General features: G+C 69.4%; 12 protein-coding genes. 8 read left to right on the top strand and 4 right to left on the bottom strand.

Going from position 1 to position 17,464, the window contains the following annotated elements; translation table 11 throughout:
• Positions 1 to 112 precede the first annotated feature (112 nt).
• A complete protein-coding gene (locus AC4BEG_RS25530; protein WP_201873919.1) occupies positions 113 to 310 on the top strand; it encodes an SCO2195 family GlnR-regulated protein in 198 nt (65 codons plus the stop codon).
• Between the two features lie 10 nt (positions 311 to 320).
• Positions 321 to 1,001, top strand: coding sequence for a DUF4191 domain-containing protein (locus AC4BEG_RS25525; protein WP_490702084.1), 681 nt, complete (start codon positions 321 to 323; stop codon positions 999 to 1,001).
• Between the two features lie 196 nt (positions 1,002 to 1,197).
• Here the strand turns inward: AC4BEG_RS25525 and AC4BEG_RS25520 are convergent, their stop codons facing one another.
• Positions 1,198 to 1,665, bottom strand: coding sequence for an RDD family protein (locus AC4BEG_RS25520; RefSeq protein WP_490702083.1), 468 nt, complete (start codon positions 1,663 to 1,665; stop codon positions 1,198 to 1,200).
• A 241-nt stretch (positions 1,666 to 1,906) separates the two neighbouring features.
• Here AC4BEG_RS25520 and glnA point away from each other — a divergent pair, with 241 nt between their 5' ends.
• Positions 1,907 to 3,316: a type I glutamate--ammonia ligase gene (gene glnA / locus AC4BEG_RS25515; protein ID WP_490702082.1), complete on the top strand. Its 1,410-nt coding sequence runs from the start codon at positions 1,907 to 1,909 to the stop codon at positions 3,314 to 3,316.
• Positions 3,317 to 3,508: 192 nt separating this feature from the next.
• Here the strand turns inward: glnA and AC4BEG_RS25510 are convergent, their stop codons facing one another.
• Both AC4BEG_RS25510 and AC4BEG_RS25505 read right to left on the bottom strand, forming a co-directional pair.
• Positions 3,509 to 5,668 (bottom strand): SpoIIE family protein phosphatase, encoded by a 2,160-nt coding sequence (locus AC4BEG_RS25510; RefSeq protein WP_490702081.1) that lies wholly within the window; start codon positions 5,666 to 5,668, stop codon positions 3,509 to 3,511.
• A gap of 268 nt (positions 5,669 to 5,936) precedes the next feature.
• Entirely contained in the window at positions 5,937 to 6,689 is a 753-nt protein-coding gene (locus AC4BEG_RS25505) for an alpha/beta fold hydrolase (protein ID WP_490702080.1), read from the bottom strand.
• An 83-nt stretch (positions 6,690 to 6,772) separates the two neighbouring features.
• Here AC4BEG_RS25505 and AC4BEG_RS25500 point away from each other — a divergent pair, with 83 nt between their 5' ends.
• A complete protein-coding gene (locus AC4BEG_RS25500; protein ID WP_490702079.1) occupies positions 6,773 to 7,747 on the top strand; it encodes a helix-turn-helix transcriptional regulator in 975 nt (324 codons plus the stop codon).
• 172 nt (positions 7,748 to 7,919) lie between these two features.
• A complete protein-coding gene (locus AC4BEG_RS25495; RefSeq protein ID WP_490702078.1) occupies positions 7,920 to 8,915 on the top strand; it encodes a helix-turn-helix domain-containing protein in 996 nt (331 codons plus the stop codon).
• A gap of 431 nt (positions 8,916 to 9,346) precedes the next feature.
• On the opposite strand, the gene AC4BEG_RS25490 is transcribed toward AC4BEG_RS25495, so the two are convergent.
• A complete protein-coding gene (locus AC4BEG_RS25490) occupies positions 9,347 to 13,531 on the bottom strand; it encodes a S8 family serine peptidase (protein ID WP_490702077.1) in 4,185 nt (1,394 codons plus the stop codon).
• Positions 13,532 to 13,655: 124 nt separating this feature from the next.
• On the opposite strand from AC4BEG_RS25490, the gene AC4BEG_RS25485 reads away from it, so the two are divergent.
• From AC4BEG_RS25485 to AC4BEG_RS25475, 3 genes are all read left to right on the top strand, one after another.
• Positions 13,656 to 14,603, top strand: a complete 948-nt coding sequence (locus tag AC4BEG_RS25485) for a helix-turn-helix transcriptional regulator (RefSeq protein WP_490702076.1) — start codon at positions 13,656 to 13,658, stop codon at positions 14,601 to 14,603.
• A 152-nt stretch (positions 14,604 to 14,755) separates the two neighbouring features.
• Complete coding sequence (locus tag AC4BEG_RS25480) at positions 14,756 to 15,232, top strand: nitroreductase/quinone reductase family protein (protein WP_490702075.1); 477 nt, start codon at positions 14,756 to 14,758, stop codon at positions 15,230 to 15,232.
• Between the two features lie 189 nt (positions 15,233 to 15,421).
• Positions 15,422 to 17,350: an ABC transporter ATP-binding protein gene (locus AC4BEG_RS25475; protein ID WP_490702074.1), complete on the top strand. Its 1,929-nt coding sequence runs from the start codon at positions 15,422 to 15,424 to the stop codon at positions 17,348 to 17,350.
• The last annotated feature ends 114 nt before the right edge of the window (positions 17,351 to 17,464 follow it).

The raw sequence follows: 17,464 nt of genomic DNA, 5'->3' as shown, positions 1-17,464 counted from the left end.
GGTGTTTGACCGCCTGGTCACGCACTGGTAACACCATTGGGTAACGATTGAGCCACGCACTGCTTATCAGTAGTGCATGCGTCGTGATCATCCGCTGCTTCGAGGGGATCCCATGCCGGCTGCGCCCGTACGCCCGTCCGTCACCGACGCACTGCTCGCTCTGGAGGGTCTGCTGCTGCGCGGCGGGCAACGCACCGCCCGCCGCAACGCCTGGACCGCGGTACTGGAAGACCGGCGCCGTGCCAAGGACCGGCACGAGGCCGAGCATGTACTGGAGGCCGTGTCCGCCGGGGCTTCTCAGGCCACGTAAACTTCGCTGTATGGCGAGGAAGGAAACATCCGAGAACCCCGGGCGGCTGAAGCAGATCGCCCTGACCTACAAGATGACCAAGCGGGTCGACTCGAAGGTCGGCCTTGTCGTCGCTGGCGTGGGGATCGTCACCTTCGGTGTCCTCCTCGCGATCGGCTTCTGGATCGGCCACCCGATCTTCCTGGGCATCCTTGGCTTCGTCCTGGCCTTCCTCGCGATGGCGATCGTTTTCGGCCGCCGGGCCGAGCGGGCGGCCTTCGGACAGATGGAGGGCCAGCCCGGCGCCGCGGCCGCCGTCCTGGAGAACGTGGGACGCGGCTGGTCGGTGACGCCCGCCGTGGCCATGAACCGCAGCCAGGACGTCATCCACCGCGCCGTGGGCAAGGCGGGCATCGTGCTGGTCGGCGAGGGCAACCCGAACCGGCTCAAGGGCATGTTGGCGGCCGAGAAGAAGAAGATGGCGCGCGTCGTGGCGGATGTCCCGGTGCACGATGTGATCGTGGGCTCCGGCGAGGGCCAGGTGGAGATCAAGAAGCTCCGCACCAAGCTGATGAAGCTGCCGCGGGTGCTGCCGGGCGGGCAGGTGACCGTGGTCAACGACCGGCTCCGGGCGCTGGGCGACCTGATGAGCAACATGCCGATCCCGAAGGGTCCGATGCCCAAGGGCATGCGCATGCCGAAGGGGCGCTGAGCACATTCCGCGTCACAGAGCGCGATGAACGTCGGTATACGAATGGCGGCCGGGACCCTGTCCCGGCCGCCATTCGTATGCGATCCCCTCGTATGCGATCCGCTCGTATGCGATCCGGACTCGTACGCGATCCGCCATTCACAGGCGGCGCATTCCGCTGCATTGCCCTTCCGCCCGGTTCCGCCGGGGGGCTCCGCTAGACCCGGATCTGCACGGAGCGGGAGAGCCGGTCGTGCAGTCCCCGGGTGTCCCGGTCCCAGACGACGGCGGGGATCACCAGCCCGAGCAGCACACTGCGCAGTACGGCCCGCGGCAGTGTGAGCCGCACCCCGCCCTCACCGATGACCCGCAGCTTCAGCAGCAGCTTGCCGGGGGTGGCACCGACCGTGCCCACGGTCAGCACGCTCAGCACGAGGAAGACCGCAAGCGCCCAGTTCCCGGCCGCCCGTGCGTCACCGCCGGACAGCAGCCCCCAGCCGACCAGCAGGCACAGCCCCCAGTCGATGAAGAGCGCCCCGAAGCGGCGCCCGAGCGGCGCGATGGCGCCCGGTCCGCTCTCGGGCAGCCCCAGCCCCTGGCCCCGGTGACCCATGTCGACGCCCATGTCCTCGGCGGCCGCGCGGGGCCCGGAAAGCCACGATCCGATTGCTTGCCTCTTGTCCACCCGACCACGTTACTGCGACCGCATACGTTTCCCGGGAGCCGGGTGCCGCCCGCGTCCCGCAGGAGGCCCATGATCGCCTGTTGGGCCACGTCATTCCGGCTCTCGGCCGGTTAACCTGGGTGAAACAAATGGGTCATGCCCGGGAAATCCCGTCTGCCTATGGTCGGGCTCAGCACACCACGCTCATGGACCGTGCGACCGAACAAATCCCGTCCCCCCGGGCCGGGCTAGGAGGAGTTGGATGTTCCAGAACGCCGACGACGCTCGGAAGTTCATCTCGGACGAGGACGTGAAGTTCGTCGACGTCCGTTTCTGTGACCTTCCCGGCGTCATGCAGCACTTCACCGTACCGGCGGAGGCGTTCGACCCGCACGAGGAGCTCGCCTTCGACGGCTCGTCGATCCGCGGTTTCCAGGCGATCCACGAGTCGGACATGGCGCTCCGTGCGGATCTGTCCACGGCGCGTGTCGACCCGTTCCGCCGGGACAAGACGCTCAACATCAACTTCTTCATCCACGACCCGATCACCGGCGAGCAGTACAGCCGTGACCCGCGGAACATCGCCAAGAAGGCCGAGGCCTACCTCGCCTCCACCGGTATCGCGGACACCGCGTTCTTCGGTCCCGAGGCCGAGTTCTACGTCTTCGACAGCGTGCGTTTCAACACCACCGCGAACGAGTCCTTCTACCACATCGACTCCGAGGCGGGCGCCTGGAACACCGGCGCGCTGGAGGACAACCGCGGTTACAAGGTCCGCTACAAGGGCGGCTACTTCCCGGTCCCGCCGGTCGACCACTTCGCCGACCTGCGCGCCGAGATCAGCCTCGAGCTGGAGCGCGTGGGCCTGAAGGTCGAGCGCCAGCACCACGAGGTGGGCACCGCCGGTCAGGCCGAGATCAACTACAAGTTCAACACGCTGCTGGCCGCGGCCGACGACCTCCAGCTGTTCAAGTACATCGTCAAGAACGTGGCGTGGAAGAACGGCAAGACCGCGACGTTCATGCCGAAGCCGATCTTCGGTGACAACGGCTCCGGTATGCACGTCCACCAGTCGCTGTGGACCAACGGCGAGCCCCTCTTCTACGACGAGCAGGGCTACGCGGGCCTCTCGGACACCGCCCGCTACTACATCGGCGGCATCCTCAAGCACGCCCCGTCGCTGCTGGCCTTCACCAACCCGACGGTGAACTCCTACCACCGCCTGGTCCCCGGCTTCGAGGCCCCGGTCAACCTGGTGTACTCGCAGCGGAACCGTTCCGCCGCGATGCGTATCCCGATCACCGGCTCGAACCCGAAGGCCAAGCGCGTCGAGTTCCGCGCCCCGGACGCCTCCGGCAACCCGTACCTGGCCTTCTCGGCTCTGCTGCTGGCCGGTCTGGACGGCATCAAGAACAAGATCGAGCCGGCCGAGCCGATCGACAAGGACCTCTACGAGCTGGCCCCCGAGGAGCACGCGGGCGTCCCGCAGGTGCCCACCTCCCTCCCGGCGGTGCTCGACTCCCTCGAGGCCGACCACGAGTTCCTGCTCCAGGGCGGGGTGTTCACCTCGGACCTGATCGAGACCTGGATCGACTTCAAGCGGACGAACGAGATCGCCCCGCTCCAGCTGCGGCCGCACCCGCACGAGTTCGAGCTGTACTTCGACGTCTAAAGAGCATGGTCGGGTGACCTGGGCGGGAACTCTGGAAACCACACCGCGTGTGCACCGGGCCACCCAATGACTGACCTGCCGTCAGCACAGCAGTGGGGCCGCCACTCCGTCCGGAGTGGCGGCCCCACTGGTTTGTCACCGACGGACGTGCAGGGCCGCGACGGTGCCAGTTGGCCGGGGTTCGGTGGGAGGTCAGGCCGCCTGGTACTGAGCGTCGTTCGCTGGGAGGTGTTCCTCTGCCCAGACGATCTTGCCGTCGGTCGTGTATCGGGTGCCCCAGCGGCTGGCCAACTGCGCTACGAGGAAAAGGCCGCGGCCGCCCTCGTCGGTGGTCCGCGCGTGGCGCATGCGTGGTGAGCTGCTACTGACGTCGGAGACTTCACAGATGAGCGCATCCTGCCGGATCAGGCGCAGCCGGATGCGTCCGTTGCCGTAGCGGATGGCGTTGGTGACGAGTTCGCTGACGATCAGCTCGAAGGTGAAGATCAGACTGTCCAGTCCCCAGGCGGTGAGGCGGTCCGCGGTCAGCGAGCGGGCGTCTGCGACGACCGACGGGTCGGAAGTCAGCTCCCAGGTGGCCACTTGGTCCTCGCAGAGGGCGTGGGTGCGGACGAGGAGCAGTGCGACGTCGTCGTCGGGGCCGTCGGCGAGCACGTTGTCCAGGACGGTTCCGCAGAGTTCGTCGAGCCGCGCCTGAGGGGAGGCCAGTGCGGTGCGCAGCCGGGTAAGGCCCAGGTCTATGTCCTGGTCGCGGGTCTCTATGAGGCCGTCGGTGTACAGGGCGAGGACGCTGCCGTCGGCGATGTCGAATTCGGCGGATTCGAAGGGCAGGGCGCCCAGGCCGAGCGGAGGCCCGGCGGGCAGGTCGGGGAAGGTCACCGAGCCGTCCGGGGTGACGACTGCGGCAGGGGGGTGGCCAGCACGGGACATGGTGCACTTGCGTGTGGCCGGGTCGTAGACGACGTACAGGCAGGTGGCGCCGAGCGCGGCGGGGGCCAGTGACGGGTCGGCGGTCTGTTCCTCGTCGATCAGGCGCAGTACCAGGTCGTCGAGGTGGGCCAGCAACTCGTCCGGGGGGAGGTCCATGTCCGCCAGGGTGCGAACGGTGGTGCGAAGCCGTCCCATCGTGGCCGCGGCGTCCATCCCGTGACCCACGACGTCACCGACGACCATGGCCACCCGGGCCCCGGACAGGGGTATCACGTCGCACCAGTCGCCGCCCGCACCATCGGAGGCATGGGCGGGCAGGTAGCGCCAGGCGACATCGAGCGTGCTGCCGCCGGTGAGACTGCGCGGGAGCAGGCTGCGCTGCAGAGCCAGCGCGGTGCTGTGCTGGCGGGTGTAGCGGCGGGCGTTGTCGATGCTCACCGCCGCGCGGGCCACTACTTCTTCCGCAAGGAGCAGGTCGTCCTGCTCGAAGGGGTCGCGCAGCTGCCAGCGGATGAATCTGATGACGCCCAGAACATCGCCGAGGGCGAGGATCGGGACGAGTATCAGGGAGCAGGGACCGAATTCCTGGATTTTCGCGGCTCGGGCCGGGTCAGTTGCGAACCAGCTGTTGGTTGAGGCACCCGGCATGGCTTCCAGACGGGAGCGCCCGTCAAGCATGCACTGCATTTCGGGTGAGCGGGGATGGAACTCGACGGCCTGCCCGGTCGCCGCGACCGACTCGGGAACACCTTCGTGGATCGACTGCTGGCCCGCACGGCGCATCTGCGGCGGATGGAGGTGAGCCCCTGGACGCGGTGTGTCGCCGCGTATCACCGATTCCAGGAGGTCGACGGCGACGAAGTCGGCCAGTCGCGGCACGCTGATATCGGCCAAGGTCTGCGCGGTGTGCATGACGTCCAATGTGCTGCTGGTCTGCGCTCCGACCTCGTTCAGCAAAGCGAGCCGCTCCCGAGCCCGCCAGCGGTCTGTGACGTCGAGGACGATGAAGGACACGCCCAGCACCCGGTTTGTGGCGCTGTGGAGCCGGAAGACGGACAGCGAGTATGCGTGCGGCCGATGTGGGTGTGCCTTCGTCCCGCCTCGCAGCAGGTGATCGACCAGGGGCCGACCGGTATCGAGCACCTCCCGCGTGAGCGACTCGATCCCCTCGACATCCAGCCTCAAGTCCAGGAGGGGCAGCACGTCCCGCAGGCGCTTGCCCAACCGCTGGTCACGGGGGACGCCCCCGAGGCGCTCCAAAGCCTCGTTGACCCAGACAAAGCGCAGATCCCGGTCCAGCACGGCCATACCTGCCGGCGAAAGGGCGAGGATCCGCTCCAGCATCGGTGGGTCCGCATGCCACCACTCGTCGGAGGGCCCCGGGCTGCGGCCGACTGCGCCTGCGCTGTCAGAGGTATCCATGTGGACTGCACCATCGTCCGTGAGAGGCAATACCCGACGGTCCGGCGCGCTGGGCGGCCAGACGCGCCAGAGGCTCGTGATTCAAGGATCGCACCGGCCTCCGAAGTCGTGTGAGTCCGCCCGGTGACCCGGTGCGACGATGACGGACAGCGGGTGGCAGCGGCCGTCGGCGCTCAGGTGGAGCCCCGTGGCCGTCGCCTTGCCGTGCGAGGGCGCATGACAGGCGATCCGCAACGCGCAGGGCATGCAGCGGAGCGGGCCATGGCTGTCAGCTTCCGGAGCATCCGGAGGACACGACCGCGTCGAGGGTCGCAGCGAGTTCGGCGGGTGCGGACAGCATGGGCCAATGCCCGGTGGGCAGATGGAAGCGCCGCCACGGTGACTGGTTGAGGAAGGCCAGCGTCGGCACCCCGGCATCCAGCAGTGCCTTGGCGTCGTGGCAGGCGACCACCACGCGGTCGACCTCAGGACCGAGCTCACCAGGGCGGGCCAGCCGCTGTGCGAAGGTGCAAAAGGGCTGGGGCGTGGCCCGGCTGCGCATGAGCTCGAGCCGGCCCTCGTCCAGCCCTGCGAGGGTGCTGATCATGCCGAGAAGCTCGAAGGGCGGCAAGGGCAGCCGCCATCCGTCTCCGTGCTCGGCAACCTGCTTGTGCAGTTGGTCCACCACGTCGTCCGGCATGACGTCGAGCAGGCAGGTGCCCTCCGCGAAGGGAGCGCTGTCGAGATAGACCAGGCGTTCCAGCCGCGGTCCGAGGCGGCTCGCGGCGCCGGTGACGGGAACCGCCGCGTAGCTGTGTGCGACGAGGGTGACATCGCGCAGGTCCTGCTCCACGACGAACGCGGTGATGTCGTCGATGTGCGTGTCCAGGCCCACCTCCGGGGTGGCGAGGGCGGATCGTTCGCCCAGGCCGGTCAGCGTCACCGGCAGCGCCGCGTGCCCGCGCTCCCGCAGCGCATGGGCGGTGGCCTCCCATGCCCAGGCTCCGAGCCAGGCGCCGGGGACGAGTACGAAGGTAGCCATGCGGTTTCTCCTTGGGTTTAAGGGGCTGCGGCGAGAGTAGAGTCCATACAGGACAGTTTCCGCCCTGAATTGCCGAGTGACCCATGTCATATCCCTTGACCCGCGTACTGGCCCTGCTGGAACTCCTCCAGACACACCCAGGACTGACCGGTGCACAGTTGGCGGACCGCCTCGGGACCGACGTGCGCACGGTGCGGCGCTACGCGTCACGCCTGCGCGAGCTGGGCATCCCGGTGCAATCGGACCGAGGCCGCTTCGGTGGTTACCGGCTAGCCCGCGGCTACCGGATGCCACCGCTGATGCTCACCAACGAAGAAGCCCTCGTGGTCATGCTGGGCCTGCTCGCCGGGGAGCGTCTCGGGATGAGCACCACCGCTCCCGCCGGCGCCGGTGCCCTTGCCAAGATCGAACGAGTGCTCCCGGATCCGCTGCGCGCACCGCTGGCCGCCATGCGGGACACCTTGTCCTTCACCGCCGGTACCGTGCTCGCGCAGGCTCCCGAAGCAGGCGTCCTGTTGACCCTGGCGCAGGCATGCCGCTCCGGTCACACCGTCAGCCTGCGCTACCGCTCCTGGCACCAGGAACACACCGAGCGCGACGTCGACCCGTACGGTGTGGTCTTCCATTCCGGGTGCTGGTACCTCGTCGGTCACGACCACCTCCGTGACAGCCTGCGCACCTTTCGCATCGACCGGATCACGTCCGCCACGCCCAGCGCCGCGACGTTCACCGCCCCCGACGGCTTCGACCCGGTCACCCACCTCACCGCATCCCTGGCCCGGACACCCGCGCCGTGGCAGGTCGAGGTACTGATCGAAGGCCCCATCGATGACATCGCGCGCCGGCTGCCACGCACGATCGCCACCCTCACCGCCACACCCACCGGCGTACTGATGCGCGCGCAGGCCGCACAACTGGACAGCGTGGCTCGCCTGCTCGCCTCCCTGGAATGGCCCTTCACCATCCACAGCCCCGGCCAACTGCGCCAATCGCTCAAAGACCTGGCCCAGCAGCTCACGGCTGCCGCCGAACGACCCGTCGGGGGCACTCCGAAGTAGACATCGGATCCATCGCGACACCCACGGACACGCCCGTGAGCAGGAGCGAACAGGCCGCGGCAAGGCGTGAGATCGTGCGCTGAGCAGGTGTGAGAGGGGGACTCACGCCCAAGTCACGGGGGCGCGGGGGTACGGGGGTACACGACCACGGCAGGGAATTGGGGAGAGTCACGTGCTGGACGAGATGGTGTTCCGGACCGAAGAGGTGACGGCGGCGGACCGGTTCGACGCCTGGGTGGAACGGATGGGCCGCACCCATGCCCCCATGGAGCTGCGCAGTGACCACACCGAGGGCTACCGGGCCTCCCAGCGCGTCCTGGAGCTCGGACCGGTTGTCGTATGGCCGGCCGAGTTCCAGCCGGTGGTCTTCCGCCGTACACGGAAGCTGATCCGGCAGTCCGACCCCGAGATGTACCACCTCTCGCTCCTCCAGCACGGCACCGGGGCGGGGGTGTGGGGACACCAGGAGGCCGCTTACCGGCCACTCGACCTGCATGTGAACTCCTCCTCGTTGGAGTACGAGCTCCACAGCACGGGGAACCCGATCAGGACCGTGGGCGTGGAGATCCCCCAGGCGCTGGTGCCGCTGTCGCAAGACAAGGTGCGCCGGATCATCGCGCGGCCCATATCGGCGCGTGAGGGAGTCGGCGCGCTGCTGTCGGGGTTCCTCACCCAGCTGGCCGCCGACACGTCCGCGTACCGGCCCTCCGACGCGCCCCGGCTGGGCAGGATCGCGAGCGACCTGGTCGCCTCGCTCTTCGCCCATGTACTCGAGGACGGGACGGCGCTGCCTCCGGAGACCCATCAGCGGTCCCTCACCCTGCGCATCCAGGCGTTCATCCGCGCGCATCTGCACGACCCCGGACTCACGCCCGGGTCCATCGCCGCCGCCCACCACATCTCCGTCAGCTATCTGCACCGCCTCTTCCAGGACGAGGAGGACACCGTCGCCGACTGGATCCGCCGTCTGCGCCTGGAGGCGGCCCACCGTGACCTCACCGACCCGGCGCTCGGCGCCACCCCCATCCACGCCATCGCCAGCCGCTGGGGCTTCCCCCGCGCGTCCACCTTCAGCCGGGCCTACCGCGCCGCCTACGGCACCACCCCCAGGGACCACCGCTGCCGGGCATTCACGGGCGGCGGCTTCGGCGGCCGGGACCGGGAGTGAACGGATTGCCAACACGACTGTGGACTCTGTGCTCACGACATCTCCCGGCGTGCGGGGCATCCTGATGGTCGATGCGTCGCGAGAAACGGCCTTCGTCAACGGGCCCCCTTCACCGCCGCGCATGCCGCCGCGGCGGCTCAGCCATCCCTGCGGTCCGCAGGCATCCCCGCCATCCCCTTCAGCGGACCTCCGGTTGGCCGCCGCGGCCTTCCGCGCCGGTTCCGGTCCGGCGGCGAAGTCAGACGTGCTGCGAGGGCCGCTACCCCATGGTCGGGGTAGCGGCCCTCGCCGGCTCGTCCAGGCTCTTTTGTGCGGCGGCAGCCTTCTTGGTCTCCACGTAATGGGCCGGGTCGGTGACCTTCAGGAATCGTCCCTGCGGGGTGCGGCACGCCGGGTACCGGCGAGCCACCCCCTCTTCGACAGCTACCCGGTCAGAGCTTCAGGCGGTGCACACCTCCCTGTACCGTGCCCACGTACAGCCAGCCGTCGGCGGCCGCCAGGCTGGTGGCGTTGAGGTTCTGCAGGCCGGTGGAGATGTTCTGCCAGCTGCGGCCGCCGTCCGTGGAGCGCAGGACGCCTCGGCCCCCGCGCGGCAGAGCCGTCCCCCGGTAGCTGGTGGTGGCCGCGTAGAGGGTGCCGTCCACCCGCAGTATGTCGCTGACCCGCAGCGGCAGCTTGCCGGTGTCAGCGGTGCGGAAGGTCTTCCCGCCGTCCGTCGAGACCTTGATCGCGTCGCCGCCGGTCAGCATCGTCGACCCGGTGAACTCGATGGTGTCCACGCGGCCGTCGGCGATCTTGGTGATGTCGTCGCCGCCGTTGTCGGAGCGGTAGAGGCCGTCGGGGGAGCCGAGCCACAGCCGGTCCGGGTTCTTCGGGTCGCCTGCGACGGCGGTGAAGTGCGTCTGGTCGTTGAGGAGGTTCTTCCAGGTGGTGCCGCCGTCCTCGGTGGAGAACAGGCCCTTGCCCAGGAGATTTGCGTAGGAGACATACACACGGTCGGGGTCGGCGGGGTGCACCGCCATGGCGAACACCGTGCCGCTGCTCTTGCCCTTCTCCTGCCAGGTGGCACCCGCATCGCTGCTGCGTTCCAGGTGGAAGTCGTCCCAGGGGCCGCTGCGCACCCGCCACACGATCCGCGAGTCCTTGGCGGAGGTCTGCAACAGCCGGGTCCCGGCGCCGATCATGCCTTCGCCGCCGGTGGTGCCCCACTCGGCGCCGGAGACCGGAAGCTGCGATCGGTGCGTGCCCTGCCGGCCGGCCGCGAGCAGCTGGTTTCCGCTGCGGGCGAGGGAGTTGACGGTGCCGCCCTGGACGCCGAGGCGCCGGTAGTCCTTGCCGTCCGCCGTGCCCCGGTAGACACCGGCCGCGTCCGCGGAGACGGTCAGCGAACCGTCGGCCCAGCGCTCGAAGTCGGAGGTGGTGGAGGCGCCGTTGGCGGCTGGGATGGTGCTCCATTGGCGGCCGTGGTCGCGGCCGACGCGGATGTCCTTGCCGTAGCCGGCGTACATGTCGCCGCCGGTGAGGGTCAGGCCGGTACCGCCGTATCCGTGGTTGTCCAGCGTGGCCCAGGTCTTGCCACCGTCGAAGGAGCCGACGATGCCGGACCCAGCCTCGTACACGGCTACGACCTGGCTGTCCGCAACGACGGTGACGGAGACCCGGCCGTCGGTGGGCTCGTACACCTTGGCGGCTTTGCCGAGGGTGCCGGAGGACAGGCCGTCGCGCTTCCACAGCGACTTACCCGCCGAGAGGTAGAGGCTGTCGCCGCCGATCGCCACGTCGTAGACGTGGTCGACGGGGATGCCGAGGGGCTCGGCGGTCCAGGTGTCACCGCCGTCCTTGCTGATCAGCACGTCGGTGGTGGTGACGGCGACGAGGATCTTGCCCGCCTCGTCGCTGAGGAAGTCGGTGATGGGTGTGTCGGGCGTGTTGAGTGTCTGCCAGGTGCGGCCGCCGTCCTGGGTGCGCAGGATCGAGCCCTTGCGGGGAATGCCGGATGCGCTGTTGGCGGCGTACCACCAGCGCTGGGCGTTGCTCGGGTCGATGACGGTGAAGGCCTGGCCGGCGACGTCGCCGAGCGGCAGCCTGGTGTGCTGCTTCCAGGTCGCGCCGTTGTCCTTGGTGGACCAGGGGCCGGTCTTGTCGTACTGGGTGAGGACGGCGGCGCGGGGGGCGCTCGGCGCGGTGGTGACGTCGCCGCTCTCGGAGTTGGGACCGACGGGCTGCCAGCGAGAGGTGCGGCTGTTCTTGGGGGTGACCTCGAAGCCGTCGCGGTTGCTGGTCAGTGTCTTGCCGTCGGTGCTCCGGCCAGCGGCGGACACCAGGTGGGCTCCCTCGCCGCGGCCGGTGATCTCTGCCTGGTAGACCTTTGCGGCGCGGAGCCTGGTGGTGACGGTGTAGGTCCTGCCGTGCGGCGGGGTGACGGTCAGGACCGGCGGCTTCGCCAGTGGGGCCGGGGTGATGACGACGGCAGTGGACGTGCCGTCGCTCGGGTCGGGGCCGGCCTGGAGGAACAGCTTCCGTGCGACAAGGAGGTACGGGACGCGCAGTGCGGTGCCGTGCTCGGGGGTGACGGTGACCGTGCCAGTGATCTCGGCCTCGCCGTCCGGGCGGTCCGCCAGGAGAGTCACCGTCGCCGTCGCCCTGGCGCCCGCCGGGATACGCAGGGTGTCCGGGCTGACCCTCGCCTGGCCGCTCGCTTTCAGGCGGACGGTACGGATCCGGGCGCCGGAGTTGGTCACGGTGAGCTTCTTGCTGCCGCCAACCGTGGGCTTGGCGAGGTCGGCGAGGCCGTAGGAGAGGGTGGCCGGGGTGGTGGTGATGCCGGTGTCCGCCGTGTCGGCGGCCGCGGCGACGTCGAGGCGGCCGGAGCCGACCGTGCTCGTCCCGTAGTCCTTGATCCGCTTTGTGGAGCCCACCAGTTCGGAGGTGACCTTCGCCGGGGTGTCGCCGGGGTGCAGCTGGCGCAGCAGGGCGGCGGCGCCCGCGACGTGCGGTGCTGCCATCGACGTACCCGACATGCGGTAATAGCCGGGCGCGTAGAGGGACTTGGGGACGGTGGAGCGGATGTCGTAGCCCGGTGCGACCAGGTCCGGCTTCAGGTCCCACCGCAGGTCGGGGCCGCGCGAGGAGAACGAGGCGATCTTGTCGGTGACGTCCGTGCCGCTGATCGTCACCTCGACCTTGCCCTTCGCCAGGCGGCGTCCGAGCTCGGCGTACTGGGTGGAGTCCATGCCCAGCATGATCATGGTGTCCATGCGCAGCGAGTCGCCGGAGTCCTTGAGGGAGGTCCGCGCGGCAAGCGGGATCGAGCCGTCATGGGAGGGGGCCTGGGGCTGGTCCTGCGACAGCGGGGCCGGTGTGGCGAGCACCGGGCCACCGCCGCCGGACGGCCCCCCGATGAGGGCGACTGCTCCGTGGCGCTCGGCTTCCCGTGCCATCTCGATCTCGGTCATGTACAGGTCCTGCGAGGACTGGGCAACCAGCATGTCGATGCGGACGGCCTTGCCCTTGACGTCGCCGGCCCGCTTCCAGTCCTCCGCGGTGCCCCGCCCGACATCGACGAGATCGGTGGTGAAGGGCTTGCCGGGCGGATTCGCGGAGACCAGTCCACGATACGTCTGGATCTTCTCGCCACCCTCGTAGGCGGCGCTCGGTATGCGCAGCCCGCTGATGGAGGCACCGACCGCGATGACGCCGTCGGCGGCGGCCGGGGTGCCCACGGTGCCCCTGCCTGGCCCCTCGTTGCCGGCGGAGGCGACGACGACAACACCCGCCTTGGTGGCGGCGGTTGCGGCCGCGCCGAGCGGGTCGGTGCCGTCTCCGTGGCCGCCGATGCTCATGTTGATGACATCGGCGCGGTGCGGATTGGCCGGGTCGATCGCGGCCTCGATGCCGGCCACGATGTCGGAGGTGTAGCCCTCGCCCGCGTCGTCCATGACCTTGTACGCCAGGATGCTCGCGCCCGGCGCCACACCGGTGACGCCGCCCTGCTCGGCGGCCTTGCCCGCGATGATGCCGGCGACGTGGGTGCCGTGGCCGTTGTCGTCCATCGGATCGGCATCGCCGTTGGCGAAGTCGTAGCCGCCGACGACCTTGTGGCCCTTGCCGAAGCCGCCGCCGAGGTCGGGATGGCTGTAGTCGACCCCGCTGTCCAGGACGGCGACGGTGGTGCCCTTGCCGTCGGCGCTGTTGCCTGCCTGGTCCTTGCGGCGCCACACCTGCGGAGCGTTGATCAGTGGCACGCTCGCATCGGTGAGGAGACGCATCTTTGCGTCGGGGACCACGGAGGCCACCCCGGGCAGCTGCTTCAGCGCGCCGACCTCGGAGCCCTTCACCGTCACCGCGACCGCGTTGAGCAGCAGATTCAGCCTGCGTGGCGAACCGGCATGCAATCCGGCGCCCTTGGCTCGGTCGAGGAACGACTTCTGTCGGCCGGCAATGGCGGCCCGGTCCTTGCTGATCGCCCGGGCGTCGCCAGAGCGCAGAACGCCCTTCCCGGCTGCGGCGGCTTCCCCGGACAGCGTGACGATGACGCGCTGCTCCGGATCCTGGTGGGGGTCCGCGGTGGCGGACTGGGGTACTGCGGACAGCAGGCCGCCAAGTACGGCGACCACGAGTGCGGCAGTGAGAGATCTCCGACGGGTCATGTCAGACCAAGTAATCGGCATCCCGTGGTCCAGACAACGGTTTGGCCTGGCCCATTGCTGCCCTTGGCACATACGGGCCAGGATCGTGGCCATGCCCCAACTGACCGCCGCCGGGATCGACCCGTTCGACGAGAGCGTCTACCGAGCGATCCTGGTCCGCCACACCGCCGCTCCCGCGGAGCTGGCCGGCGACCTGTTCTGCTCCACCGAGCGGGTTGCCCGCGCCCTGGACCGGCTGCGCGAGAACGGCCTGGTAGGGCGGCTCTCCGGAACTCGCCGCCGCTACGCGGCCATTGAGCCGGGCGCGGCCCTGGAGTCCCTGGTCCGCTCCCGTACCGCCGACCTCGACGGCGTACGGGCCGCCGCCGGCGAGCTCTCCCGCCTGTTCACCACGGCCCAGCAGGGCGGCTCCGAACAGGTTGAAGTCATCACCGGAGGCGAGGCGTTGGGCCGCTGGTTCGTACAGCTGCAACAGGAGGCACGTGAGGAAGTCATCACGCTGGACCGCCCACCGTACGCACTCACCACCTCCAACCCGGTCGAGGCGACGGCCCTCAACCGGGGCGTCCGCTATCGCGCCGTGTACGCTCCCGAGGCCCTGGAATGTCCCGGCGTGCTGGATGACATCCGCGAGCTGGTGGCCCAAGGCGAGCAGGCCCGCGTCCTGCCCGGTCTGCGTATCAAACTGGCCATCGCGGACCGGCACCTCGCCCTCATGCCGCTCTCCCTCGACTTCACGGCCGAGGTACGCGCGGCCGTCATCCGCCCCTCCGCCCTCCTGGACGGGCTGATCGACTACTGGGAACTCTGCTGGCGCACAGCCACCCCGCTGGACGCTCCCGCAGTCGACCCTCTCGACGAGGAGGACCGCCAGATGCTCATACTGCTGGTCAGCGGCCTCAAGGACGAGGCGATAGCCCGCCAGCTGGGCTGGTCGGTGCGGACGATGCGGCGCCGGATCAGCCGCCTCCACGAGGAACTGGGCGCGGCCAACCGCTTCCAGGCGGGGGTGATCGCAGCCCGCCGGGGGTGGATATGAAGCCCCGTCGGAAAGCGCCCCCTCGAAGTGGACTGGAAAGTCGGATCAAGAGCTCATCTCGTGCTGCGCGCGTTACTGCCCTCGATCACCTCGCGACCTTTGTCCGGCATTACCGCCGTGCCAGCCGGATTCTGTGGCCTATCCTGATTCCGATGCCCAAGCTGACCTTGCGCTCTCTGCTCTCGCGCGCCGCCCGCGCCCATGCCCGCGGGGGGTCCCTTCCGGAGCGGCCGTTTGTGATCTGGTGTCAGCGGCACCTGGTGAACCCCGTCAACCGTCGGCTGGCTCCCTACATCCCGGGCGCGGCCATCATTGAAACCATCGGCCGGCACTCCGGTCTGCCGCGCCACACTCCGGTGGGTGGCCGGGTCGAGGTCTCGGCATTCTGGTGGGTCAGCGAGTTCGGCCGGAATTCCCACTACGTACGGAATATCGAGGCCAATCCAAGGGTCCGGGTACAGATCAAGGGGAAATGGCACACCGGGACGGCCGAGATCATCGATGATGACAACGCGCGTGAGCGGCTGAAGAAACTTCCGAAGCTCAACAGCCTTATGGTGCGCTCGGTCGGCACCCAGCTGACGACCATACGGATCAACTTCGACGCATCACAGGGGAACCACACCTGATGGCGTGATTCGAGCGCGCCGTCCTCCCCCGCCGGGCCCCTGGAGACGAGCGCCGGGGCGCGACCATCAGAAGGCATGCAGGAAATAAACACCCCGATCGTGTGACTTACCCCGGACGCCCCTCGTCCGGTGACGGCATCCGGCAGTCTGACCCCTGTCGCACCGGAAACACACCATCAGGGGGGATTTGTGGCGTCACGTACCACTGAGCAGCCCGGTGAGGAACAGAGCGGACAACCGGGGAACGAACAGCCTGGTGAGGAGCTGAGGTTCCGGCCCCCGTCGCTGGTGGCGATGGAGAACAACCCGATCACCACCCGGTCGATGGTCCGCAGACTGCCGCAACTGGTGCGGAGATCACTGGCGTTGGCCTGGAAGGTGGACCGCAGGGCGGTGGTGGCGCTGCTGGTGTGCCAGGCGCTGTCGGGGTTCTTTGAAGCCTTCGGACTGCTGGCCACCACCGGCACCATCACCGCGCTGATCTCCTCCGGGCAGATCGCCGAACGGCTGCGGGAGGCACTGCCATCGATCGCGGTACTGGCCGGGGCGGCCGGGCTGCGGGCGCTGCTGGGGATCGCGGTCAACAACATCTCCAGCAGGCTGTCCCCGCGGATCTCGCGGGAGGCCGAGACACAGATGCTGGACGCGGCGATCAACGCCGAGCTGGCGGCGTACGACAACCCCGGGTTCAACGACAAGTGGGACGCGGCGGACCGGGGCGCCGAGGTCGCACAGGATCTGATCACCGAGTCGCAGCAGCTCATGGCCTGTGTGGCATCGCTGATCGCCGCGGCGGGTGTGGTCACGGTGCTCCATCCGGCGCTGCTGCCACTGCTGTTGCTGGCGGCGCTGCCGCAGGGGATCGCCGGGATGAAGGCGGCCAGGGTCCAGTACGAGACCAGCCGGGCGATGAGCGCGGACCGCCGCACGCTGAGTCTGCTGCGCTGGTTCATGATCGACAAGGACATCGCCGATCAGCTCCGGTCCGGCACCATGGCCGACTTTCTGCTGGCGCGGTACCGGGCCATCGGGGCGCGGGTGGACACCGCGACCGACAAGGCCGTGCACCGGGGCGCGCGGTACGCACTGCTGGGGGCGGTGGCCGGAGGGCTCGCCTCCGGGCTGGTGTGGGTGTCGCTTGCGCTGCTGCTGGGCGCGGGGCAGATGTCGGTGGCCTCGGCGGGGACCGCCGTCTTCGCGCTGCGTACGGTGGCCACGTCGTTGCAGGGCATGGTCGGGTACGGGACCCGGCTGTTCCGTACCGGGCTGTATCTGGACGACTGGGCGGAGTTCATCGAGGAGGCGGGCGGCCACCGGATACGGCGCGGCAGCGGCGTCCCGGCGACACCGCGGGTGATCCGGGCCGAGGGGCTGACCTACGCGTATCCGGAGTCCGACGCCCCGGCGCTGGACGATGTCACCCTCGAGGTACGGCGCGGTGAGGTCCTGGCGCTGGTCGGGGAGAACGGTTCGGGCAAGACCACGCTCAGCAAGCTGCTCACCGGGCTCTATCTGCCCACCAAGGGCGCGGTGACCTGGGACGGCGCCAATGTGGGGGAGCTGGATCCGCAGGCGATGTGGCGGCATACGGCCGTGGTTCCGCAGGACTACGCCCACTGGCCGCTGAGCGCCCGGGACAACATCACGCTGGGTCAACCGCACGGCGGGGACGAGGCGGTGCGGACGGCGGCGGCGCACTCCGGTGCCCATGAGGTGCTGGACGGGCTGCGCAGCGGGCTGGACACCCTGTTGGCCCGGCAGTGGTGGGGCGGGGTGGAGCTGTCCGGTGGGCAGTGGCAGCGCATCGCGCTGGCGCGGGCGTTCCACCGGCCCGCCGGGCTGCTGGTGATGGACGAGCCGACCAGCGCCCTCGACGCCCGTGCCGAACACCGGATCTTCGCGGGGCTGCGGCGGATGGCGGAGGACCGGGCGGTGGTCCTGGTGACCCACCGGCTGGCGAACGTGGCCGTGGCCGACCGGATCGTGGTGCTCGACCACGGGCGGGTGATCCAGGAGGGAACGTTCGAGGAGCTGACCCGATCGCCGGGGCTCTTCCGGGAGTTGTGGGAGCTTCAGAACGATCGCGGGGTTCCGGCGCAGCGTGGCGAGCTGTCCTGACGGGGGGCTCCGAAGTGCCCTGAGGCCCGCCGCGCCGGGCCGGGCTGGGCGCGGCGGTGAATCAGGTGGTGGCTCAGGTGGTGACTGAGGCGGTGGCTCAGGTGGTCACTGAGG

The sequence above is a fragment of the Streptomyces sp. JLBJ103 genome, from assembly GCF_058215575.1.
This window is presented reverse-complemented; position numbering and strand designations above follow the sequence as displayed.